15 protein-coding genes are annotated in these 23519 nt (G+C 70.7%); 5 read left to right on the top strand and 10 right to left on the bottom strand.

Features of this window, described 5'->3' with window-relative positions; genetic code table 11:
• Together H4W30_RS05890 and H4W30_RS05885 are read right to left on the bottom strand one after the other, a co-directional pair.
• The gene (locus tag H4W30_RS05890; RefSeq protein WP_125796979.1) at positions 1-804 is read right to left on the bottom strand and encodes an MlaE family ABC transporter permease; all 804 of its coding nucleotides are present in this window, start codon (positions 802-804) and stop codon (positions 1-3) included.
• A gap of 2 nt (positions 805-806) precedes the next feature.
• On the bottom strand, positions 807-1586 hold the full coding sequence (locus H4W30_RS05885; RefSeq protein ID WP_192741842.1) for a hypothetical protein: 780 nt from the start codon (positions 1584-1586) through the stop codon (positions 807-809).
• Positions 1587-1824: 238 nt separating this feature from the next.
• On the opposite strand from H4W30_RS05885, the gene H4W30_RS05880 reads away from it, so the two are divergent.
• Both H4W30_RS05880 and H4W30_RS05875 read left to right on the top strand, forming a co-directional pair.
• Positions 1825-2769 carry an ATP-binding cassette domain-containing protein gene (locus H4W30_RS05880; RefSeq protein ID WP_192741841.1) on the top strand — a complete coding sequence of 315 codons (945 nt, stop codon included), beginning with the start codon at positions 1825-1827 and terminating at the stop codon, positions 2767-2769.
• A complete protein-coding gene (locus H4W30_RS05875; protein ID WP_192741840.1) occupies positions 2766-3620 on the top strand; it encodes an ABC transporter permease in 855 nt (284 codons plus the stop codon). Before H4W30_RS05880 ends, H4W30_RS05875 begins: the two co-directional genes overlap by 4 nt.
• A gap of 129 nt (positions 3621-3749) precedes the next feature.
• Here H4W30_RS05875 and H4W30_RS05870 read toward each other — a convergent pair whose 3' ends face one another.
• From H4W30_RS05870 to H4W30_RS05850, 5 genes are read right to left on the bottom strand one after another with little or no spacing between them, the layout of a single operon-like run.
• Positions 3750-4880 carry a glycosyltransferase gene (locus tag H4W30_RS05870; RefSeq protein WP_192741839.1) on the bottom strand — a complete coding sequence of 377 codons (1131 nt, stop codon included), beginning with the start codon at positions 4878-4880 and terminating at the stop codon, positions 3750-3752.
• Entirely contained in the window at positions 4877-5662 is a 786-nt protein-coding gene (locus H4W30_RS05865; protein WP_192741838.1) for an alpha/beta fold hydrolase, read from the bottom strand. The genes H4W30_RS05870 and H4W30_RS05865 overlap by 4 nt, the downstream gene beginning before the upstream one ends.
• A gap of 4 nt (positions 5663-5666) precedes the next feature.
• Positions 5667-5966 (bottom strand): phosphopantetheine-binding protein, encoded by a 300-nt coding sequence (locus H4W30_RS05860; RefSeq protein WP_126734326.1) that lies wholly within the window; start codon positions 5964-5966, stop codon positions 5667-5669.
• A gap of 17 nt (positions 5967-5983) precedes the next feature.
• On the bottom strand, positions 5984-10006 hold the full coding sequence (locus H4W30_RS44465) for a beta-ketoacyl synthase N-terminal-like domain-containing protein (protein ID WP_192742448.1): 4023 nt from the start codon (positions 10004-10006) through the stop codon (positions 5984-5986).
• Complete coding sequence (locus tag H4W30_RS05850) at positions 10003-16290, bottom strand: type I polyketide synthase (RefSeq protein ID WP_192741837.1); 6288 nt, start codon at positions 16288-16290, stop codon at positions 10003-10005. The genes H4W30_RS44465 and H4W30_RS05850 overlap by 4 nt, the downstream gene beginning before the upstream one ends.
• Before the next feature lie 302 nt (positions 16291-16592).
• Here H4W30_RS05850 and H4W30_RS05845 point away from each other — a divergent pair, with 302 nt between their 5' ends.
• Both H4W30_RS05845 and H4W30_RS05840 read left to right on the top strand, forming a co-directional pair.
• On the top strand, positions 16593-17393 hold the full coding sequence (locus tag H4W30_RS05845; RefSeq protein ID WP_192741836.1) for an SDR family oxidoreductase: 801 nt from the start codon (positions 16593-16595) through the stop codon (positions 17391-17393).
• Between the two features lie 2 nt (positions 17394-17395).
• Positions 17396-18361: an aldo/keto reductase gene (locus tag H4W30_RS05840; protein ID WP_192741835.1), complete on the top strand. Its 966-nt coding sequence runs from the start codon at positions 17396-17398 to the stop codon at positions 18359-18361.
• 307 nt (positions 18362-18668) lie between these two features.
• Here H4W30_RS05840 and H4W30_RS05835 read toward each other — a convergent pair whose 3' ends face one another.
• Entirely contained in the window at positions 18669-21245 is a 2577-nt protein-coding gene (locus H4W30_RS05835) for a glycoside hydrolase family 3 protein (RefSeq protein WP_192742447.1), read from the bottom strand.
• A gap of 167 nt (positions 21246-21412) precedes the next feature.
• Entirely contained in the window at positions 21413-21628 is a 216-nt protein-coding gene (locus H4W30_RS05830; protein ID WP_192741834.1) for a hypothetical protein, read from the bottom strand.
• 141 nt (positions 21629-21769) lie between these two features.
• Between H4W30_RS05830 and H4W30_RS05825 the strand changes: the two genes are divergently transcribed.
• Positions 21770-22576 carry an NmrA family NAD(P)-binding protein gene (locus tag H4W30_RS05825; RefSeq protein WP_192741833.1) on the top strand — a complete coding sequence of 269 codons (807 nt, stop codon included), beginning with the start codon at positions 21770-21772 and terminating at the stop codon, positions 22574-22576.
• On the opposite strand, the gene H4W30_RS05820 is transcribed toward H4W30_RS05825, so the two are convergent.
• Positions 22566-23516, bottom strand: a complete 951-nt coding sequence (locus tag H4W30_RS05820; RefSeq protein ID WP_192741832.1) for an Lrp/AsnC family transcriptional regulator — start codon at positions 23514-23516, stop codon at positions 22566-22568. The two genes, H4W30_RS05825 and H4W30_RS05820, sit on opposite strands and share 11 nt — an antisense overlap.
• Positions 23517-23519: the final 3 nt, after the last annotated feature.

Genomic DNA, 23519 nt, shown 5'->3' with positions numbered 1-23519 from the left:
TCAGGTTCCCTTCGCCGGGACGAGCTGCAGGTACAGCGCGGTCAGGATCGTGTTGACGAAGAACAGGAGCAGGAACGTGATCACCACCGACTGGTTGACGACGTCGCCCACGCCTTTGGGGCCGCCCTTGGGATTCAGGCCCCGGTAGGCCGCGACGACGCCGGCGAGGAAACCGAAGATGAACGCCTTGATCGAGCTGACCACGAGGTCGGGCAGCTGGGCCAGCGCGTTGAAGCTCGCGAGGTACGCGCCCGGCGTCCCGCCCTGCACGATGACGTTGAAGAAGTAGCCGCCGAGGACGCCGACGACGCTGACCAAACCGTTCAGCAGGACCGAAACACCGATGGCCGCCTGCACACGGGGCACGATCAGCCGGTGGATCGGCGAGACACCGAGCACCTCCATCGCGTCGATCTCCTCGCGGATGGAGCGCGCGCCCAGATCCGCGCAGATCGCCGAACCGCCCGCGCCCGCGATGATCAGGGTGGTCACGATCGGGCTGGCCTGCTGCACGACGGCGAGGACGCTCGCGGCGCCGTTGAACTGCTGTGCGCCGATCTGGCTCGTGAGCGAACCCAGTTGCAGCGAGATGACCGCGCCGAACGGGATCGACACGAGGATCGCGGGCGTGATCGACACGCTCGCGATGAACCAGAACTGCTGGATGAACTCGCGGACCTGCACCGGGCGGCGGAACATCGCGAGGACGACGTCGATCCCCATGGCGCACATACGGCCGAACTCGCGCAGGCCGGCGGCGGCCTTCTCCGGCGCTCGGGCGAGCAGGGCGACTGGATTGGCCATCGTCAGGCTCCACATCCGTTGGGGGGCGGGCCATCGCCGACGCATCGCAGCCGGAGGTTGGTGACCAGGGTGTTGCCGGGGCCGGACACCAGCCCGGTCAGCAACGGGCTCAGATCCTCACGCACCCCGCAGCCGGCGAATCCCGGTGTCGTGAAGGTGCTCGTGACCTTCACCGGCGGGGCGGGGAACGCGAGCGGCACCAGCGCTTTGATGTTCACCGCGACCGATTGCGCGGTCCGGCAGTTCGGGCCGACGTCGAGGACCTTGCCGTCCACTTTGGCGTTCGAGAGTTTGATGAACACCTTGTTCGTGACGTCGGTGATCGCGCAGATGTTGGTGCCGACCTCCTTGCAGTCTCCGGTGGCGCCTGTCTTCACGAGGACCGTGCCGGTGGCATCGCCGTCCGGGATGAGTGCGACATCGCCGGTGGCGGGCATGAAGCGGAAGGACACGAAATAGCTCGACGTCGGCGGGATCGAGAGTTTGCCGGTGATCGGCACCTGGCCGGTGAAGCCGAGGATCTTGCCGTCGAACCGGCCCTGCGGGAACGTGATGTCCGAACCGAGTTTCGCGACGCGACTGGTCGTGGGCTGTTGTTCGTCGCCGACGTAGAAACCGAACGTCAGTCCGGCCTGGGCGATGGCGGGCTCCTGAGCGAGGGCTTCTCGTGTCTGCTGTGTCCGCGCGGGGTCGGCGGAAGCGGAAGCCAAGGAAAGCGCCCCCAGCCCCAGCACGGCCGGGAGCAGGAAGGCGCGCAGAACGCGCCCGGTCAGCACTGACATACGGGCTTCCTCATTTCGACTTATCCGGCCGAACGGCCAACTGGAGCAGCACGCTACTGACGGAATGCCAGGGGGACAAGTAATCCGGGAATGGCGGCTCCGCGCGGGGAAAAGATTGTAATGGGCGTAACTGTTTTGCCTTGGGTCTCGTGAGTGGTAATGACGGTTCTAACCGTCCTTGCTACTCACGAGGCTCTGGGCATTGCGGCCGCACCGAAACGCCCGCTACGTTCGGCGAATGGAGCAGGCTGCCATCGAGGTGTCCGGCCTCGCCAAGCACTACGGTGAGGTGACGGCCCTCGCCGGCGTCGATCTCCGGGTCGGCCGCGGCACCGTGCTCGCGGTGCTCGGCCACAACGGCGCGGGCAAGACGACGCTGATCGACATCCTGAGCACGCGCGTCAAACCGGACGGCGGCAGCGCCAAGGTGTGCGGTTTCGACGTCGTGCGCGCCGGGCATCACGTCCGGCGGCGGATCGGGGTCACCGGCCAGTTCGCGGCGGTCGACGACGCGCTCTCCGGCCGCGGCAACCTCGAACTCGTCGCCAGGCTGCTGGGCGCGAACCGGCGACAGGCCAGGGCCCGCGCGGCCGAACTGCTCGCCATGTTCGGCCTCGACGCCGCCGCCGACCGTCCCGCGCGGACGTACTCCGGCGGCATGCGACGGCGGCTCGACCTGGCCGCCGGGCTCGTCGGCTCCCCCGACGTCCTCTTCCTCGACGAACCGACGACCGGCCTCGACCCGCTCAGCCGCGCGGGGCTGTGGGACGGCGTCGAACGGCTCGCCGCACGCGGCACCACCGTCGTGCTCACCACGCAGTACCTCGAGGAGGCGGACAGACTGGCGGATCACGTCATCGTGCTGGGGCTGGGGCACGTCACCGTCTCCGGGCGGCCATCGGAGCTGAAGTCCAGGCTCGGGGAACGGACGGCGACCCTGGCCTTCGGCACCGACCTCGCCGCCCGCCGGGCCCTGTCCGCGATACACCGGCTCGGCATGAGCTGCACGACGTCGGCGTCCGGGCTGGTGATCGGGGTCGCGCTGGCCGGGCCCGCGGACATCACGGTGCTGGTGCGCGCGCTCGACGCGGCGGGCGCGCCGATGAAGGACCTCACCGTCGCCGAGCCGACACTCGACGACGTCTACCTTTCGCTGCACCGGAATCCGGCGGTCGCGCCATGACCGAGGCACGGCACCGCGCGCCGTCACCACCGGTACTGGGTGACCCGTCGACCTGGCCGCCGAGCACGTTCGCCACCCAGGTCCGAGTGCTCGCCGCCCGGTCGCTGAAGACGGCTTTCGGCGACCGGCGGCTGGTCTTCTTCGGGCTGCTGCAACCGATCGTGCTGCTCCTGCTGTTCAGCCAGGTCTTCAACGGCGTCAGCACGCTGCCCGGCGTCGCGGCTTACCAGGGTTACGTGAACTTCCTCGTCCCGGCGACGCTGGTGAACATCGCGATGACGACGGCGATGAGTTCGGGAGCCGGCCTGCTCGCGGAGATCTACAGTGGATTCACCGGACGTCTCCGCTGCATGCCCATCAGCCTTTCGGCCGTCCTGGTCGCGCGCACCATCTCCGATTCCGCCCGGCTCGCCGTGCAACTGCTGGTGACCGCTCTCGCCAGCGTGGTGCTGCTCGGTTTCCGGCCGACCGGCGGCGTTTTCGGCGTCACCGCGGCCTTGTTGCTCACGCTCGTCGTCGGCTGGTGCTTGAGCTGGATCTTCGTCGCCATCACGACCTGGCTGCGCAAGGCCGAAACGCTGCAGATGGCGTCGTTCGTGGTCATGTTCCCGCTGATGTTCTCCTCCAGCGCGTACATGCCGCTCGAAACGATGCCGACGTGGCTGCGGGTGGTCTCGGCGCTCAACCCGCTGACCTACGCGATCGACGCCACCCGCGCGCTCGCGTTGGGCCGGCCTTCTGGCTGGTCGGTCCCCATTTCGCTCGCGATCGCCGCCGTGGCGGCCGCGGCCGGTGGGTGGATCGCGGCCCGGACGTTCCGGTCGCCGCGAGGCGTCACCCCGATGGCCTGAACCCCGTATCTCGCGTGATTGAAGGCGTAACTCGCGTGATTGCGGGCGTAACACGCGTGATTGGAGGCGTATCTCGCGAGTTACGCCTTCAATCACGCGAGTTGCGAGTTCAAGCACGCGAGTTACGCGTCAGCGCGACAGGGCTTCCAGGTGGTCCACGGCCGCCACGACTCCCCCGGCAGCGGCGAACGAGGCCCGCACCCGGGCGGCCGCGGCGGCGTAGGCAGGCTCGGTCAACACCTCGGTGACCGTGTCGCGGATGTCAGGTGCCTTCACCCGGTCGAAGCGCAGCCGAAGCCCGGCACCGGCGGCCTCGACCTGCTGCGCCAGCATCGACTGGTCGTCCCGGATCGGCGCGATCACCAGCGGCAACCCCGAAGCGAGGGTCTCGCTGACGGTGTTGTGCCCACCATGGCAGATCACCGCCGCCGCCTTGCGCACCAGGTCCGCCTGCGGGATCCGCTTGACCACCAGCACTTCGTCGCTGAGCAGCTCACCGGTGGGGTCGACGACGAGACCTTGGACCTCCGGCATCCCGGCCAACGCGTCGACGCATTCGGACAGGAAACGGCGGCCGAGCGCAGCGTTGGCGGTGCCGAGGGTGGCGAGGACGAGCGGTCGGCCGTCGAGCCGGTCCCACGAGAAGCCCACCGGAGGCGCGGGGGCCAGCGCCGGGCCAACGAACCGGACCGTGCCCACGTCGGCGATCGGCCCGGTCAGGGACACGGTGGTGAACGCCAGAATGAGCTCCGGCGAGAACCGCAGGTCCCCGCAGGACACCTTGTGCCGCGCGCGCAGCCCGTCCTGCAGTCCGTCGACCCAGGCGGCGATCTTCGGCATGGCGCCCAGCGGATTCCCGAGTTCGGTGGACGTCGACGCCGACGTCACCCACGGCAGGTCGCGACGGCTCGCCACGAGGGCGCCCGCGAAGGCCTGCTGGTCGGCGACGACGACGTCGGGCCGGAACTCGGCCACCGCCTTCTCGACTCCTGGCACCATCGCGTCCGCGAGCGGAACCAGATACTGCTCCCACAGGTATTTCAGCGCCGCGAACCCGCGCAGGCCCCCGGGACGACGTCCGACGGCGAACTCCAGCGCGTCCCCGGCCGCGTACACCCGGCCCGTCCGGGTGAGCTCGGACGTCGTGGGTTCCGGACCGCACCAGGCGACGTCGTGGCCGCGCCCCACCAGCTCGGCGGCCACCGCGCGCAGCGGCGCCACGTGCCCGGTGAGCGGCGGGACGACCAGCAGGAACCTCATCCGCGTGGCCTCCCGTGCCGCGAGATCCAGTTCAGCAGCAGCTCCCGGACCTCCCGGTGCTGCTCGACCAGCACCGAATGCCCTTGGCCCTCGAACACGTGCAGTTCGCCGCGGGGCAGCACCGACGTCAACGCGGTGAGATCGTCGGCCTGATAACCGTGACTGCCCAAAATGGACAGTACGGGGCAGTCGATCCCGGCCACCTGGTCGAGGGTCAGCAACGGACCGAGCGGGACTTCTTCGGCCATCGACGTGGACATGATCCGCTCGGCCGCCATCCGCGCCAGCCGCCGGTGATGCGCGCTGTAGTTGGCCTCGATCCAGTCGAAGCTCTCCTCGACCTTCAGAAAGCGCACGGTGTGTTCGAGGATCTGCGCCATCTTGCCCGCCCACAGCTCGGTGGCGGGCTCCGACTCGATGCACACGATGCTGCGCACCCGGTCCGGTTTCGCCACGGCGTAGCTGTAGGCGAGGGTGCCGCCGAAACTGTTGCCCACCAGGTGCACCGGCCGGTCGAGGTCGAGCTGGTCGAGCAGGTCGTCGAGGTCGGCGACGAAGTCCGCGATCGTGTACCCGCGTTCGGGGCGTTCGGTCTTGCCGTGCCCGCGCAGGTCGTAGCTGACCACGTCCACCCCGGCGGCGGCGACCGGCGGCGCGAGCGTGAGGTAGAAGCTCGCGAGGCTGTCGGTGCCCATACCGTGCAGGAACACCACGGTCTCCGTGCCCCCGCCGGGCACGAGCTGCACGTTGGTGCGCAGCCCGTTGACGGTCATCGTCGGCATCGCCTCACCCCCGTTCGCCGAGGCGGGCGGCCACGTAGTCGGCGATGTCGCCCACCCGGAGCCCGATCACGTCGTCGAGATCCTTCTCCGCCAGGAACTCCGCGAGGTTGACGTCCTCGCCGAAGAACTCGGCGAGGATGCTCGCGAAGGTCACCAGGTCGATGCTCTCCAGCCCGAGATCCTCGTGGAAGGTGGTCCGCGGGGTGATCTCGATGCCGAGGACGTCGACGTCCCCGACCAGTTCTCGCAGCAACTCCGCCACGGTGCCGAAGACCGACGCAGGGCTCTGCTGTTCGACCGTCATGCTCTTACTCCTTGCTCTCACCCGCGGTTCCAGGCCACCACGTGCCCGGGGATTCCGGCGAATTCCGCCCCGATACCGATTTCCTCGGCGAGCCCGCCCAGCTCGCCTTCCTCCCGGATCGCGATCCTGGGCGGCGTCGCCCCCGGTTCACGCACGAGGGCGACCGCGACCTCTCCCGTGGACGCGACGGCCACGTCCAGCGGTGGCACCGTCCGGCCGTGGAGCCCGCTCACCCTGGTCCCGTCGGCGCTCACCCGCAGTTCCGCCGGGTACACGCCGTCCAGGCCGGGTTTCGCGCGGACCGCGTCCTTGATCGCGATCCGTTCCAGCAGCCAGCCGCGCTGCCGCCGGGGCGCGCAGGCGGCGAACTCGGCACGTTCCGCCGCGCCGAGGTAGATGCCGGCGTAGATGTCCCGCGCGGCCGGGCTCGGCCACCGGTCGGTGACCAGCGTCCAGCCGCCATGGTGGTCCTCGGAAAGCCGATGCCGGTCCGGGAAGGCGTACACCCGGTGGGCGGCCCGGTCGCACGGGAACCGGATGTCCCGCCACTGCTCGATCCGGGCCAGCACGGCGCCGTCCAGCACGAGTTCCGCGTCCATTTCCAGCACGTCCGGCCGCGGCAGCCGGACCCGCACCACGCACCGCAGCCGGGTGCCCGGCGGCGGTTCCGGCGCGTACCAGGTGATCCGGCCCATCGACGTCGGGAACGCCAGCAGCGCGTCCGCCTTGGTGGCCATCAGCCAGCAGCCCAGCAGCTGGCCGACGTTGTCCAGCAGCGCACCGGGTGCCGCGGGCACGACGAGGTCGCCGCGGATATGCCGTTCGCCGAGTCCGATGAGCCTGTCGAGCCCCTGGTACGCGGGACCGTGGAACATCTCGCGGCGGGTGTAGATCTCGGCGGCGGTCAGCGGCGGCGCGGTTTCCGGCCCCGGCGGCGAAGACGGCTGAGGAGCCGCCGGATACCGCTGCGCCAGATGGACGTCCATACTGGCATGCGGTCCTATTTGGACACTGATCCGGTCACCCTCTCGCGTCATCGAAATCGGCACGCGCACGGCGGGGGCGGCGATCAACCACCGGGAGAACGCCGCGTTGCTCACCCCGGTCGCGACCGTACCCGGCCAGGCGCGCTCCGCTTCCCGGCAGGCCAGGTCGACCAGCGTCGTCGCCGGCACGGTGGGACGGAAGTCGGCTTCGTCGGGCCAGCCCTCGCGCTGGCGGAAGAACCGGTGGTCCACCAGATACGGCATCGTCGCCAGCGATACGTCCACAGTGGACTCGAAGGTGCGCCGCGCGGCCGCATTGGCGACACTCGCCGCCGCTTGCCGCGTTTCGGCCAGCAGCGCGGTGAACTCCGCGACGATCGCGTCCGGCACGCCGTCGACCAGCTCGGGAACCGCACCGTCGAACATGCCCTTGACGTCACCCTCGACCGAGAGCAGCGTGCCCGCGGTGTCGATGCGGGTGCGGCGCGGCTCCAGCGCCTCGAACGCGGGCCGCCCGCCCTCCACCCAGAACGCGGTGGCGACCCTGTGCAACTGCGCGAGGCCGGGCCTCGTCCCGGACGACGCCGGGATGACCAGATGCGGCCGCGAGCCCAACGTGTCCGACACGAACGAACCGAGCTGACCGGCACCAGCCTGCACGAAGACCCGCGCGCCATCGGCGTAGAGCGCGTCGACGAGTTCCCGGAACCGGACCTTGCGCACCAGGTGCGCCAGGTACAGCTCACGGACCTCCACCGGATCCGCGGGATACGGCCGCGCCGTGGTCGCCGACCAGACCGGGACCCGCGGCGGCTTCAGGTCCAGTTCCGCCGCGAGCCGGGTGAACGGGCCGAGCCGGGACCGCATCAGCGGGGTGTGGAACCCGGACCGGAACGGCAGTGTCCTGGCGACGACGCCGTGCTGCGTGCACAGCTTGGCGAGCCGGGCGGCGGCGGCCGGATCCCCGCAGACGATCGTCTGCCGTGGCGCGTTCTCGTGCGAGATCATCAGCTCCGGTTCGGCCGCGAGCAACGACTCGGCCCGCTCGGCCGAGCAGCCGAGGACGAGGAATTCGGCGTCCGGCAGCGTGAATCCCTGCGGCCAGTACCGCTCCAGCATGTCCTCTGTGGACAACCCCGGGTACATCCCCGCCGCCTGCATCGCGGTCCATTCGCCGACACTGTGCCCGGCGAGCAGATCCGGTTTGATGGCCAGCCGCTTCAGCGCGGCGTCGAGCAGCAACCCGACCTGGGACACGCTCGAAGCGCGCGAAAGCACGCTCGTCGTCGACCACTCCGGCCGGTCCAGGCCGAAGTGCCTGGCGACGTCGGCGCACCGTGGTTCCGCGTCCGCTTCGAGCCCCGGGTAGACGAACGCGGTCTTCGCCCCGGGCTGCTCCAGCAACGGCGCGGTCGTACACCAGATGTCGTTGGGGCCGTGCCATGACCCGCCCTCGGCCGCGACCTTGGCGAGCACCCTCCGCGCGACTTCGAGCCGCTTCTCGTCGGGCCGCACGATCCCGATCCGGCACGGGCCGTGCCCACCGGATTCCGGCTCCGGGCGGTCGAGCAGAGCGCGCAACTCCCCGGGCGTGGGCGCCGCGAGCAGCAGGACACGCTCGGGTTCCTCGGTCACCTTGGCCCGGCGCGGCCGCGCGGGCGCCGGGTCGGCCTCCTCCAGCACCACGTGCGCGTTGACGCCGCCGAAACCGAAGGCGTTGACCGCCGCCCGGCGCGGCACGTCTCCCGAACGCCAGCGCTCGGCGGTGGCCAGGGTACGGAATCGCGTCTTGTCCAGGAGAGGGCTCGGATCGGCGCAGTTCAGGGTCGGCGGCAAGGTCGCGTGATGCAGCGCGAGTGCCGCCTTGACCAGCCCGGCGGCCCCGGCGGTCGGCATGGTGTGCCCGATCATCGCCTTCACCGCGCCGATCGCGGCGCGGGGTCCGTCCGGCGGGCCGAACACCTCGGCAAGGGTGGCCAGCTCGGCCGCGTCCCCCGTCGGCGTCGCGGTCCCGTGCGCCTCCAGCAGGCCGAGCGCGCCGGGCACGGTGGGATCGAGCCCCGCCGACGCCCACGCGCGGCGTAGAGCCAGCGTCTGACCGGCGACGGCCGGGCTGAGCAGGCTCGCGCCCTTCCCGTCGCTCGACGTCCCCGAACCGCGCAGCACCGCGTAGACCCGGTCGCCGTCGCGGCGTGCGTCGTAGAACCGCTTCAGCACGACGATCGCGGTGCCCTCGCCGATCAGCAGCCCGTCCGCGTCCCGCGAGAACGGGCTGATCCGCTGGCTCGGCGACAGGGCACCGAGCTGGGTGAACATCGACCAGAGCGTGTCGTCGTGGCAGTGGTGCACGCCGCCGGCCAGCACGACGTCACAGCGGCGGCGGGCGAGTTCACCGATCGCCTGGTCCACGGCGAGCAGCGACGACGCGCAGGCCGCGTCCACCGTGTACGCCGGTCCGCCGAAGTCCAGACGGTTGGCGACCCGCGACGCGGCGAGGTTCGGCACCAGCCCGATCGCGGTGTCCGGCCGGAACTCGCCGAGCGGCTCCAGCAGCGCGTCGCGGAGCCTGTCGAGCATCTCCGGACGCGCCGACGGCAGGAGCTCCCGGACGGCGCCGGTGATCTGGCGGACCGACCGGACCCGCTGGTCGAACCGCTGGAGCCCGGGCGAAAGATAGCCGCCTCTGCCGAGGATCACGCCCACGCGTTCGAGGTCCCCGAGCCGTCGCAAGCCACCGGCGTCGTCGACCGCCGAGGCCGCCACGGCCAGCGCGACCAGCTGGTCCGGCTCCATCCCGGCGACGGTGCTGGGCGCGATACCCAGCGCGGTCGCGTCGAAGTCCAGGCTGTCGGCGACGAAGCCGCCACGCCTGCCGTAGGTGCGGTCCGGGGTGCGCCCGTCGCCGTCGTGGAAACTCGGGTCCCAGCGGTGCGGCGGGATCTCGGTGATCGCGTCGGTACCCGAGACGATGTTCTGCCAGTATTCGTCCAAAGTGGACGATCCGGGGAGGAAAACGCCCATCCCGACGATCGCGACCGGCTCCTGATTGTTCACCACAGCGACGCCGTGTACAGCACGGAGCGGACGTCGGCCGGGCCGTAGGCCAGCTCGCGCAGGAGCGCGGCGGTGCCTTCGTCCGGATCGATCAGCGCCACCTCGCGGCGCTCGTACTCGCGAGCCAGCTCGGGCGAGACCATGCCCGCGTGGTCGTCCGAGGGCGCCCACGGTCCCCAGTGGACGGTCAGCGCCCGGCAGCCGGTGCGTTCCGCCCACTGCTCGCCGAGGGTTTCGAGCGCGTCGTTGGCCGCCGCGTAGTCGGTCTGCCCCCGGTTCCCCAGCACCGCGGCGATGCTGCCGAAGAAGGTCACGAACCCGGGCCGCACACCGAAATGCTCCAGTGCGTCGAGCAACGCCCGCGCACCGTCCACTTTGGTCCCGTAGACCGTACGGAACGACTGCTCGTCCTTGTCGGCCATCAGCTTGTCGTCGATCACCCCGGCCGCGTGGACGACGCCGTCGATCCGGCCGTAACGCGTGTGCAGATCCTTGACCACCTGCCGGACGGCGGCGGCGTCGCGCACGTCGAGCGACCGATAAGCGGCGACGCCGCCCGCCGCGCGGATCTGGTCGAGCGTCCGCGCGATTTCGCGCTGGGCCAGCACGGTGCGCACCCGGCGTTCGATATCCGCCAGCGAGCCGCCGCGCGCGGCCAGGGCCGAGCGCATCCCCGGCGCGTCACCGGGAAGGTCCTCGTCGCCGGGTTCGGCGGGCCACGGGGTGCGGCCCGCCAGTTCGATCCGGCAGCCGCTCGCCGCCAGCGCCACCGCAGCCCGCGCGGTGATCCCGCGGGCGCCGCCGATCAGCAACAGCACCGAATCCGCGTCGAGGCCGAGCGCCTTGACCTCTCCCCCGCCGGGACCGGCGCCCGCGTAGGCGATCGAACCGAGCGAGCCCGCGGACGGCTCGAACGCCGCACGCCCCGCCGTGTCGTAGCGGACGGCCACCGGACCGTCGGCGATCACCTCTTCCAACACGATCCGCGCGAGGTCCACTGTGGACTCCAGTTCGACCAGCCTGGTCGGCTCGCTCCGCTCCCGCGCCGCCGCGCGAACGAGACCGCGCAGTCCGGCGGTGTGCCCGGCGCCCGGCCTCGCCACCACGACCACCGCACCCTTGGCGCTCTTGAGCAGGCTGAAGATCTGCGGCGCGACGGGTTCTTCGGCGTCCGACAACGGATTCAGCACGACGACGACGTCGGCCTCGTCCCGCTCCCCCGGCACGGCACCCGCGCCGGCGAACACCGCGCGGACCGATTCGGCAAGGTCCTCCTGGTCGGGCTCGGAGCTCACGGCGACCGACTTGCCGTCAACCTTGGCGAGGTCGGGTGTGCCGAGCGGGGCGGACACGCGGTCGAGCAGGTACCGGCCGGGGGCGGATCCGGCGGGTGTCTCGGCGGGGGCCGGCGTCACGGCGGCCGGTTCGAGCCACTTCCGCAGCCGTGCGGCCAGCGCGCTCGCCGTCCGGTCCCGGCTGAGCTGGTCTTGGGCGTCGTCGTGCACCCGGCCGGTGAGGCCGAGCTTCGCGAGCAGCGAGCCCGCGATCTCGGTGCGTTTGATCGAGTCGATGGAAAGGTCCGCTTCGAGGTCGAGATCCGCGTCGATCATCTCCGCCGGATAGCCGGTGCGTTCGCTGATCGCGCCGATCACGGTGGCCAGGACGTCCGTGACCACGGCCTCCGGGGCCGGTTCCGGCTCGGGCACGACGACCGGAGCCTCGACCGGCGGCAGCAGCGCGGGCAGGACCGGAGCCTGCACCGGAGCGAGGGCGAGGGGCGCGGTGCCGAGGTACCCCAGCATCACGTCCCGTTGCGCCGCCAGCATTTCACGGCTGGTGCGGAGGAATTCGACGACGGCCTGGTCACGTCCGGGCGTGGGCTGGTTCATGGTCGTCCTCGGGATTCGTCGGGCGGGCACGAGCCCTTGGGCGGGGATCTCGCCGCCGGGCGCGCGGACGGTCTGGCCGTCCACGGTCCAGGCGGGCTTGGGGAGCGGACCGACACGGACCCGGCCGCGGAAGAGCCGTTCGGTGCGCACGTCGACACCGGTGAGCGCCAGGCGCGCGAGGGCGGTGAGGAACCCGCGCAGCCCCGGCCCGCCGGGGTCGCACGCGATCACGGTGTGCGGCCGGTCGCCGAGGATGTCCTTCACCAGCCTGGAAAGCACCTGTCCCGGGCCCGCCTCCACGAACGTGCGCGCACCCGCCGCGTACATGTCCTCGATCAGTTCCACGAAGCGCACCGGCGAGCCGATCTGGGCGGCCAGCTCGGTGCGGACCGCACCTGCTTCGTACGGCCGGGCGGTGCGGTTCGACCACACCGGCGGGCCAGGCTCACCGATCTCGGCGTTGTCGAGATCGACGGCGAACACGTCGCTCGCCCCGGCCACCAGCGGACTGTGGAAGGCGCAGGCGACCGGGATCCGCTTCGCGCCGATCCCCTGGGCCCGCAGTTCGCGGACCGCCTCCTCGATGGCGGCCGTCGGTCCGGAAAGGACGGTCTGTCCCGGCGCGTTGTGATTGGCCGGTACGACGTCCGGGTGATCGAGGACGGCGGCCAGCTCCTCACGGGAAGCCTTCACCGCGGCCATCGCGCCGGGATCCGCGCCCGCGACTTCGGCGATCGAACGGGCCCTGGCCCGGCTGAGCGCCACCAGGGTCGGCGTGTCGAACGCGCCCGCGACCGACAGCGCGGTCAGCTCACCGTAGCTGTGCCCCGCCAGCAGATCCGGCCGGACGCCGAGGTCGGCGAGCAGCCGGCAGACGGCCGACTCCACGAGCCCGAGCGCGGGTTGCGCGAGACGCGTGTCCTTCAGCGCTTCGTCCTGCGCGGCGCGGGCGTCTTCGGTGAACGCGCGCGGCGGGAACGCCGTCGCCGCAACGTCGGGGGCGAGCCTCAGGACGTCGGCCAGTTCGGGGAAGTGCACGAACAGGTCCGCCAGCATTCCCGTCCGCTGGCTGCCCTGCCCGGGGAACAGGAACGCGATCGCCCCGGCTTCGGTGTCGTCCGCGACCATCCCGCCGTTCTCGGCTGCCTCGCGCAGTTCCGCGACGTCACTCGCGACGACCGCGAGCCGCACCGGCCCCGATCCGCCCCGTTCGGCGGCGAGAGCGGCGATTTCCCGCAGCGGACGACCTTCGTTGGCCGCCAGCAGCTCCCGCAGGGTGGCGCGGGCGGCGTCCACGTCGGCACCGCGGAGCAGGACCAGCTCGGCGTCCCAGTCACGCGGGCCGTGCCGCCGTCCCGGCGGGACACCCGGGGCGGCGAGCACCGCGTGGAAATTGGTCCCACCGAACCCGAACGCGCTCACTCCGGCGAACTCGCGTCCGCGCGGAACCGGCGTCGGCCGGGCGCCGGTGGAGAAGGTGAAGGGACTGCGCTCGGCGTCCCAGGCGGGGTTCGGCCTGCTCAGATGCAGCGTGGGCGGCACGACCTCGTGCCACAGCGCCAGCGCCGCCTTCATCAGGCCCGCCAGCCCCGCGGCGCATTTCGTGTGCCCGATCTGGCTCTTCACCGAACCCAGCGCGCACGTGCCCGGTTCGGCGCCCGCGGCGAGGAAGAACTCGGTGAGCGTGGTCAGTTCGGTGGCGTCGCCGACGACCGTGCCCGTGCCGTGCGCCTCGACCAGCGAGACGTCCGCCGGGGAGACGCCGGCGTCGCGGTAGGCACGCGCGAGGGCTCGCCGCTGCCCCTCGGGACGCGGCGCGGTGAGGCCGAGCGCCTTGCCGTCGCTGGCGGCGCCGACGCCCTTGACCACGGCGTAGACGCGGTCACCGTCGCGTTCGGCGTCGGACCGCCGCTTCAGCACGAGACACGCGACGCCCTCGCCGAGTGCGATGCCGTCCGCCGACGCGTCGAACGGACGGCACCGGCCGGTCGGCGACAGGGCACCCGCCGAGGTGAACATGAGGTAGTCGTTGACGCCGTTGTGCAGATCGACCGCTCCGCACAGGACCATCGAACTCGTCCCCGCCCGCAGCTCCTTCACCGCGAGATCCAGCGCGGCCAGCGAGGAACCGCACGCGGCGTCGACGGTGTAGTTGGCGCCGCCGAGGTCGAGCCGGTTCGCGATGCGGCCGGAGATCACGTTGGCGAGAGTGCCGGGGAACGAATCCTCGGTCAGCTCCGGCAGCTGGGAGAGGAGCTCTTCAGGGACGTCCTCGAGGTAGCTGGGCAGCAGCGCGCGCAGGACTCCGGCGTTCGCCAGGTCTCCCCCGGCCTCGGCGCCGAAGATGACGCTGGTGCGCTCGCGGTCGAAGCCTCCTTCGCCGTAACCGGCGTCTTCGAGGGCGCGGCGCGCGGTCTGCAGGGAGACCAGCTGTGCCGGGTCGATGCTGCCCATCGACTTCGGCGGGATGCCGTAGGCGAGCGGGTCGAAGTCCACCGGCGGCAGGAAACCGCCCCATTTCGACGTCGACTGGTCCGCGTAGACGTCGGTGTCCCAGCGCTGGTCCGGCACCTCGGTGACGGCGTCCGCGCCGCGCAGGACGTTGGACCAGAAGGCCGGGAGGTCGGGTGCCCCCGGGAACACACAGGCCATCCCGACGATCGCGATGTCACCGTCCACAACGGACTCTTCGACGGGACCGCGGGCGGCGAGCAGTTCCGCCGCGCTTTCGGTGACTTCCCGGTGCAGGGTCGCGATATCGGTGCGGTCCTCGCGCAGGACCGTCACCTGACCCGCCATGTACATCCCCTCGGCGAGCTGGCCGAGGGTGTCGACCTCGACGAGCGCGTCGCCATCTCGCCGGATGCCCTTGCTCGCGATCCGCAGCCGTCCGGTGTTCAGCTCCTCCAGCCGCTGCCAGGCCTCCTGCGGCGGGACGCCGTCCGCGCGGAGCCCGGCCTTCAGCGCGGCGAACTCGTCGGTATAGGGGCTGGGCAGGCAGCGGGTCAGGTGGCCGGGCGCGGTCTCCAGGGTGACCGTGGATCCGGCGTCGAGCACGCGGTCCTGGAAGGTCCCGGTGATGGCTCCGTGGGTCACGGCCTCTTCGGTGAACAGGTACGCGGTGCCCATCAGGACGCCGATGCCCGTGAGCGGCTCCGCCATCGCCGAGACCATCGCGGCGGACCGGGCGTCGTGGATTCCGCCCGCGAACAGGATCTCGACGTCATCGGCGCCGCGTTCGCGCAGGACGTCCAGCTGCTGCTCCCACAGCACGAAGCTCGACCGCGGGCCGATGTGCCCACCGCATTCGGCACCCTCGAAGACGAACCGGCGGATCCCGGCGTCGAGGAACTGCCGCAGCAGGATCGGCGACGGCACGTGGAGGAAGGTCGCGATGCCGTCGGCCTCCAGCGCCTTGGCCTGCGCCGGTTTCCCGCCCGCGATCAGCACGCAGCGCGGGCGGGCCGCCCGGATCGCCGCGAGCTGTTCGACGCGCAAGTCCTCCGGGACGAACCCGAGGATGCCCGCTCCCCAAGGTCGGTCGCCGAGGGCTTCGGCGGTGCGGCCGAGCAGCTCGGCGGTCTTGGCGCCGTTCGCGGTGGCGACCGCGACGAACGGGAAGCCGTCGTTCGCGGCCACGGCGGCGGCGAACCCGGGCTGGTCGCTCACCCGCGTCATCGGGCCCTGCACGACCGGCAGCCGGGTCCCCAACGTGCGGCACAGCCGTTCGCCTTGGTCCGCGGGGATCGCCGCCGGCACCGCGAGCGACCGCACGACCGAGCGGACAGCGCTTTCCGCGTCCTCGAAGCGATTCTCGAGCATCGCGCTGAGTCCGTCGTCGGCCCTGGCCAGCTCGACGCGGTCCGCGTCGGGCACGTCGGCCTCCGGGAACAGGCCGAGCCCGTCGAGCACCACACCCGCCGCGCCGCCGGCGATCGCGGCCACCGCCGTCCTCGGCCCGATGCCCCCGTACGCCCACACCGGGACGCCCTCACCGAACCGCTCCAGCAACCGCTGCAGCAGGACGAACGTGGTGAGATCCGAACCGCCCGCTTCGGCTCCCTTCGCCACCAGACCGGAGGCGCCGGCGTCGAGCATCCGGACGGCCTGCTCGACGCCGGTCACCTCGGCCAGCACGGGGAGGCAGGCCCTGCCCCGCCAGACCGCCCCCTCGGCCAGCAGCACGAGCCCCGCGCCGCTTTCCCGCACCTCTTCGTCCCGCACGTGGCGGCCCGCGGGGATCCGGACGCCGAACGGGAACCCTCCGTCCACTATGGACCCGATCGGCACGATCCCGAGACCGCCGCCCCTGGCGACGGCCGCCGCCAGCCCCGGATCGGGCCGTCCGAGCGGATTGACGCCGAGTACCCGCGTGCGCGCCGTCGCATGACTCACCGGCGGACCTCCTGTTCGGCTGGGCTGGTCGAACCTCGCCGGGTTCGGCGATCTTTCAGCGGGATTCCCAAGAAATAACCTACTTGCCGCAGAGAGCGCAATAGTCTCGCGCGAAAACTCGGAAAACAAGGGAACGCGTGCTAAAGTCCGGCGCCGGAAACAAATATGTCGACACCTGTGGAACATGGCTCCGACCTGCACTTTTATCATCCGCGTCGCATATTTCGACAAGGCGTTGCTCACCGGCGTAACAAAACAGAAGAATTGTCACCGAAAGCAGAATCGATAACCATGGAGCGCATGTGGAAGTAACAGGACGAGTCGTCGTGCTGACCGGCGCGGCACACGGTATCGGCGCGGCCATGGCCAGGCGGTTCGCCGCCGAGGGCGCCGCCGGGGTGGTCGTCTCCGATCTCGACCTCGAGGGCGCGGAGAAGGTGGTCGCCGAGATCACCGCCGCGGGCGGCGCCGCGATCGCGCGCCACGCCGACGCGTCGTCCAAAGAGGACTTGAAGACGCTGGTGACCGACGCCCGCTCGACGTTCGGCGTGGTGGACCTCTTCTGTTCCAACGCCGGTGCCGCGTTCGGGACCGGCGTGCACGCCGCGGACGAGCAGTGGACGCGGTCGTGGGCGATCAACGTCATGCAGCACGTGCACGCCGCGCAGGTCGCTCTCCCCGCGATGCTGAGCCGGGGCCACGGATATCTGCTGATCACGGCGTCGGGCGCGGGTCTGCTGGGCACCCCGGGTGACGCGCCGTATTCGGTGACCAAACACGCGGCCGTCGGGCTCGCCGAATGGCTGGCCATCACCTACCGTCCGCGCGGGGTGCGGGTCAGCGCGCTGTGCCCGCTCGGTGTGCGGACGGCGCTGCTGGAGCCCGGTATCGCGGCCGGTCATCCCGCCGCGCTCGCGATCGCCGCCGCCGCGCCCCTGCTGGAACCCGAGGACGTCGCGGAGTCCGTCGTGCACGGGCTGGCGTCGGAGGAGTTCCTGATCCTGCCGCACGAATCGGTACGGGAGACCTACGCCCGCAAGGCGGCCGGTCTCGACGAATGGATCGACCGCACCATCCTCGAAACCGGCACTCGGAAGAGGTGACCATGGAGTACCGCAGGCTCGGCGCGAGCGGCTTGTCCGTCAGTGAGATCTCCTACGGCAACTGGCTCACCCACCAGGACGGCGCGGAATGCGTGCAGGCCGCGCTCGACGCGGGCATCACGACCTTCCACACCGCCGCGGCCTGGGACGGCGGCGCCGCCGAAGAGAACCTCGCCGCGGCGCTGAGCCACGCCCGCCGCGACGATCTCGTCCTGTGCACGGGCGCCTTTTGGCCGGAAGGCCCGGGTGTCAACGACGCCGGCCTCAGCCGCAAACACCTGGTCACGTCGCTGCACGGCTCGCTCCGGCGGCTCCGCACCGACTACATCGACGTCTACCAGCTGCTGCGGTTCGACTACCGCACTCCGCTGGAGGAGACGTTCCTCGCGCTTTCGGATCTGGTGCGGCAGGGGAAGATCCTCTACGCGGGCACCGCGGAATGGACGGCGGAGCAACTGCTGGAGGCGCGGCCGATCGCCGAGCGGCACGGCGTCCCGCTCATCGCGAACCAGCCGCACTACTCGATGCTGTGGCGGGTCGCCGAGGCCCAGGTGATGCCGGTGTGCGAACGCTCGGGGATCGGGCAGTTCGCGTCCGTCCCCCTCGCACAGGGCGTGCTGACCGGCAAGTACCGGCCGGGCGAGATCCCGCCGGGCTCACGGGGCGCCAAGGCGATCGAAACGCGGCCGCTGCTCCTGCCGGACCTCCTCGAACGCGTCGGCATGCTGCGCGGCGTCGCCGACGAGGCCGGGCTGACCATGGCTCAGCTGGCGCTCGCGTGGACGTTGCAGCACAACACCGTCGCCTCCGTGGTGACCGGCGCGAGCACCGCCGCCCAGGTGACCGAGAACGCGAAGGCGGCGGGCGTGGTGCTGGACCTCGACGCGCTGACGCGGATCGATCACCTGCTGGGCAGTTTCGTGCAGACGGATCCGCGGCTGACCTGGTCGCCGCCCGCGACCACCTGACGCGGGCGGTGCGAACTCGCGTGATCAGACGGACGACACGCGTGATTGGCTGGACGACACGCGTGATCGGACGGACGACACGGTGCGCGGCCGAGCCCACGCGCGTGTCGTCCGTCTGGACACGCGTGTCGTCCGTCGGATCACGTGTGTCGTCCGTCCAGTCACGCCGAACCGCCGCTCGATGTCCCCGTGGGCACACACCCCGGCCGACCGCTCCCCGAAGACGCGAAAGCCACTTTCGCAACCTTGAAGGTCGCGAAAGTGGCTCTCGCGTCATGCCGGGCCAGCGACGACCCCGGCGTCGAGGTCAGCTCAGACTCGAGCAAGGCCTCGCATCAGGGTCCTGTGCTCCCTTGGGCACCCACCGCACGTTCGCGAACGACGCGGAGAACTTCGCGTCCGTGTAGACCAGGAACGGCGTGTTGACGTTCTCCAGGTCGAGCCCGTTGGCGAAGCACGACACCGGGATCTTCACCGTCGACTTCGGCGCTCCCGCCAGATCGGTGAACAGCTTGGTCGCGTTCACCTCGGAGAAGCACGGGTAGACGCAGTGCATGCTGATCACCGTCCGGCCGGCGGGCGCCTCGTGCACGATCATGTCGAACTCCAGCGCCGCGTCGGCGTTGAGGTAGCCCCGCAGATCGTTGGTACCGGCCGGGTTCTGGAAGTAGAGCTGCGCCGGCCCGGTGCCGGTCCAGGTCGACTTGAGCCCGTCCTGCTGCACGTTGACGTCCGACTGAACGACGCTGATCTCGGCGTGCGAGGCGGCGCCGTCGGGACCGATCTCGGTACCGCCCCAGTTCTCGGCCGAGCCGATGAAACCCTTGTACGGCGCGACATCGGTGCGGTTGAACACTTCGAGATCCTCGGTCGCCGTGCCGCCGCCACCGGTCGAGCCGCACGTCACGGGCCCGGCCGTCTCGTCCAGCTGGCCGATGGTGACGCGCTGGCCGGTCTTGAGGCCGTAGCCGAGTTTGAACAGCGGGTCGTAGTCTGCCGAACCCGCGTTCAGCGGCGTCTGACACGCGCTCTTCGGCCACGAGTACGGCAGCGTGCCCTTGAAGCCACCCTTGAGCAGGACGTCGGCGACACCGCCGCCTTCGGTACCGGGCAGCCACGCCGCGACGAACGCGTCGGAGCGGTTGAGCTCCTTGTTCATGTACAGCGGGCGGCCGCCGACGTAGACGGTGACGACGGGAGCGCCCTTGCCGCGGACCTTGTCCAGGACGGCCAGATCCTCGGGGTAGAGCTTCGAAGCCTCCAGCGTCTTGCGGGTCAGGTCGCCGACGCCTTCCGCGTACGGGGTCTCACCGATGACGGCGATGACGGCGTCGTAGCCCTTCGGATCCGTGTCGCCCTTCTCGTCGAAGGTGACGTTGACGTCACCGAGCTGCTGCTTGAGCCCGGCGAGGATCGAGGTCGCATTGGGGAAATCGGCGTTGGTGTTGCCGGTCCCCTGCCAGCTCAGCGTCCAGCCACCGGTCTGGTTCTGGATGCTGTCCGCGCTCTTGCCGACCACGAGGACCTTCGACTTCGGCTTCAGCGGCAGCACGTTGCCGTTGTTCTTCAGCAAAGTCTGCGACGAACGGACGGCGTCGCGCGCCAGCCAGGTCTCCTTCAGCGCCTCGTCGGAGTTGGCGTAGGACCGGTCCGACGGCTTCTGCGCCTCGTACAGTCCCGAACGCAGCTTGACGCGCAGGATCCGGGTCACCGCGTCGTCGATCCGCGAAAGCGGGATCCGGCCGTCCTCGACCTGGGCCACGGTGTTGGCGATGAACGCCTTCCAGTCGTTCGGCACCATCACGATGTCGATGCCGGCGTTGATCGCCTGCGGGCAGGAAGCGTTGGTGCAGCCGGGAACCTGGCCGATACCGTTCCAGTCGGACACGACGAGGCCGTCGAAGCCCATCTTGCCCTTGAGGATCTGGTTCAGCGCCTTGTCGCTGCCGTGCAGCTTGCCCTCGTCGATACCGAGTTCGGCGTTGGTCCAGCTGTTGAACGACACCATCACGGTCTGGGAACCCGCCGCGAGCGCGCCGTAGTAGCCCTGCCCGTGGACGTTGATCATCTCGGCTTCGGACGCCGGGTTGACGCCCTGGTCCTGGCCCTTGAGGGTGCCGCCGTCCCCGATGAAGTGCTTGGCGGTGCCGATCACGCCGTTGTAGCCGATGCGTTTGGTCGAGCCGTCCTGGAGACCGTTGATCGCCTCGTAACCGTAGGCCCGGGTGATCCGCGGGTCCTCGGAGAACCCTTCGTAGGTGCGGCCCCAGCGGTCGTCCTTCACGACGGCCAGCGTCGGCGCGAAGGCCCAGTCCTGGCCGGTGGCGCGGATCTGCCGGGCCGTCGCCGCGGAGACGTCGCGCACCAGGCACGGATCGTGCGCCGCGCCGAGACCGATGTTGTGCGGGAAGACGGTGGCGCCGTACACGTTGTTGTTGCCGTGCACGGCGTCGATACCCCAGATCACCGGGATCTTCGTCCGGCTGCCCTTCGCGGCGTCCCAGTAGGCGTCCGCGAGCTTCAGCCAGTCCTGCTGGGAGGCGTGCTTGTCCTTGTTCGGCCACGAACCGCCGCCGTTGAGGACCGAGCCGATCGAGTACTGCCGGACCTCGTCGGGGGTGATCGCCGCGATCTCGGGCTGCGTCATCTGCCCGACCTTCTCCTCCAGGGTCATCCCTTCGAGGATCCGGGCGATCCGCTTCTCGTCCCCGCCCTTGCCCTTGAACCGGCTTTCGACCTTCGGCCAGTCGGCGAGCGTCGGCAGGCTCTTCTCGATCCGGGCACAGCCGTCCCGGTCGAACGCGGGCTTCCCGATCACCGGTTGTTCGGCGGCGACGGCGGCGGGCGTGGCGACCACGGCCCCGCCGAGCAGCGTGAGACTCATCAAGGCGATCAGCGGACTTCGGCGCGCACGGGCACGTCTTGCCATGGTCTGGTCCATTCTGCGGAAGGCGGGGACCGGCCGATCCTCACCGGACCCGGCGGCCGCGTCAAGGGTTTCCGGCCGGTACGGCGAGTGTTAATTTTTGCCATGAACTAAGACTCGGCGAGTCACCCGGCCACGCGCCGCCGGTTCCGCCGCTTGGCGGTATACGGCAGCGCGAACAGGTAGAGACCGCTGAACATCAGCAGGAAGAGCGGCGGCAGTGGGGTGTAGAGCACCCATTCGGCCGGGTCGCCCGACGCGACGACCACGAAGCACACGACGACGGTGGCGACGAAGACGAGCGACGTCCACCGGTGGAACGTCCGGATCCGCTTGCTCACGGGAACCTCCTGGAGTCGTTTTGCCTGTGGCGAAGACGCTAGGGATCCCGTGCACCTCGACGCTTCTCGATTCCTGATCGGTCCGCTTGACCTCCACATTACTTGAGCTTTTAACGTCACGGGAAACGAAGGGAATCACTCATGACCGTCTTGGTAACCGGCGCCACCGGGAACACCGGCCGCCACGTCGTCACCGAACTCGTCCGCCGCGGGGAACGCGTCCGGGCACTCAGCAGGAACCCCGCCGCGGCGCGGCTTCCGGCAGGCGTCGAACTCGTGGAAGGCACGCACACCGCGCCGGAAACGCTGAACGACGCCCTCGACGGCGTCACCCGGCTGCACATCACCGTGACGGCGGGGCTCGCCGACGTCGGCGCCGACCTGGTCAAACGTGCCGTGGACGCGGGTGTCCGGCGCATGACCGTCGTCTGGGGCGGCTACGTCGGGCCGACGGAACAGGCCATGGCCGAATCCGGCGTCGAGTGGACGCGGCTGGAGCCGCAGGAGTTCATGTCCAACGCCCTGACCTGGGTCGACTCCGTCCGCACCGACGGCGTGGTCCGTGAGCCGTTCGACCTCCCGAGCGCGGTCGTGCACGAGGGCGACATCGGCGCCGTCGCCGCCACCGCGCTCGTGGAGGACGGGCATTCGGGCAAGGTCTACAACCTCACCGGCCCGGAAGCGCTGACCACGAGCGAACGGATCGCGATCCTCGGCTCCGGCGTCGGCCGTGACATCGCGCTGGAGCGGATCACGCGGCAGCAGGCGATCGACCGGCTGCTGGCCGAAGGCGTCTCGGTCGCGGACGCCGAGTACGTCGTCGGCTGGCACAGCGATCCGCCGGTGGAGGCGCGCACCGTCGTCGACACGATCGAGAAGGTGACCGGACGCCCTGCCCGCACCTTCGCGCAGTGGGTCGCCGAGCACGCCGACCGGTTCAAGGCGTGAGCGGTCCGACCGCCTTCACGATCTCCAGCACCGGCGCGGTGTGCACCGTGTGGATCGCACGCAGCGCGCCGAGCCGGTGCGTGAGGTAGTGGTGTAGCGCGGCGGGATCCGGGCATAGCGCCTGCGCGGCCAGGTTGGTGGGCCCGGTGGTGGCGACGACGACGGCGAGCTCCTCGTGAGTGGCCAGCGTCGTCGCCACCTCGTCGAGATCGGCCGGCGCGACGGCCATCCACAGGAACGCCTGCGTGGTCACGCCGTACAGGGCCGCGCTGATCTCGACGTCGAAGAAGAGCGCGCCCCGGGCGCGGAGATCCGCCAGACGGCGAGCCGCGGTCGCCGGGGCCGGCCCCGCCGCCGCGGCGAGATCCGCGATGCTCGCCCGCCCGTCGTGCCGGAGTGCGGCGATCAGCGCGTGGTCCGCCGCCGTCAGAGGGCTGTCGCCGGCGACGGATTCCGCCGGCCGCAACGCCTCCTGCTGATCCTCCGTCAGCGCGGCGACCCGTCCGCGCCACGCCGTCGGGCCGCCGAGGTAGGTGTGCAGGATGAAATGCGCGGACACCGCCGTGACGCTCGCGGTGCGCGGGATGTCGTGCAGCAGCATGGCGCTCTGCTCGTGTCGCGGTGTGTGCGCGATCGTCACGATCTCCGTGCCACCCGAGGTGAGCTTGACCCAGGACGTGTCCGGCCGCTTCGCCAGCGAACGGGCGAGCGTCCGCGCGGTGGCCGGCTGCGCGCTGAGCCGCACCAGCCACTGCGTCAGACCCGTCCGGTCGGGATCGGGCAGGCCGACGACACGCAATCCGGATTCGGCGCGGAGCCGCTGGTAGCGCCGGGCGACGGTCTGGGTCGAGACACCGAGCACCGCCCCGATCCGGCTGAACGGCGCACGCGCGTCGATCTGCAGGGCGTGGATCAAAGCGCGGTCGATGTCGTCGAGCATGGA

The sequence above is a fragment of the Amycolatopsis roodepoortensis genome (assembly GCF_014873915.1).
In the GTDB taxonomy this organism is placed as follows: Bacteria; Actinomycetota; Actinomycetes; order Mycobacteriales; family Pseudonocardiaceae; genus Amycolatopsis; species Amycolatopsis roodepoortensis.
The sequence above is the reverse complement of the archived record's forward strand: the minus strand, read 5'-3'. Positions and strand labels throughout refer to the sequence as shown.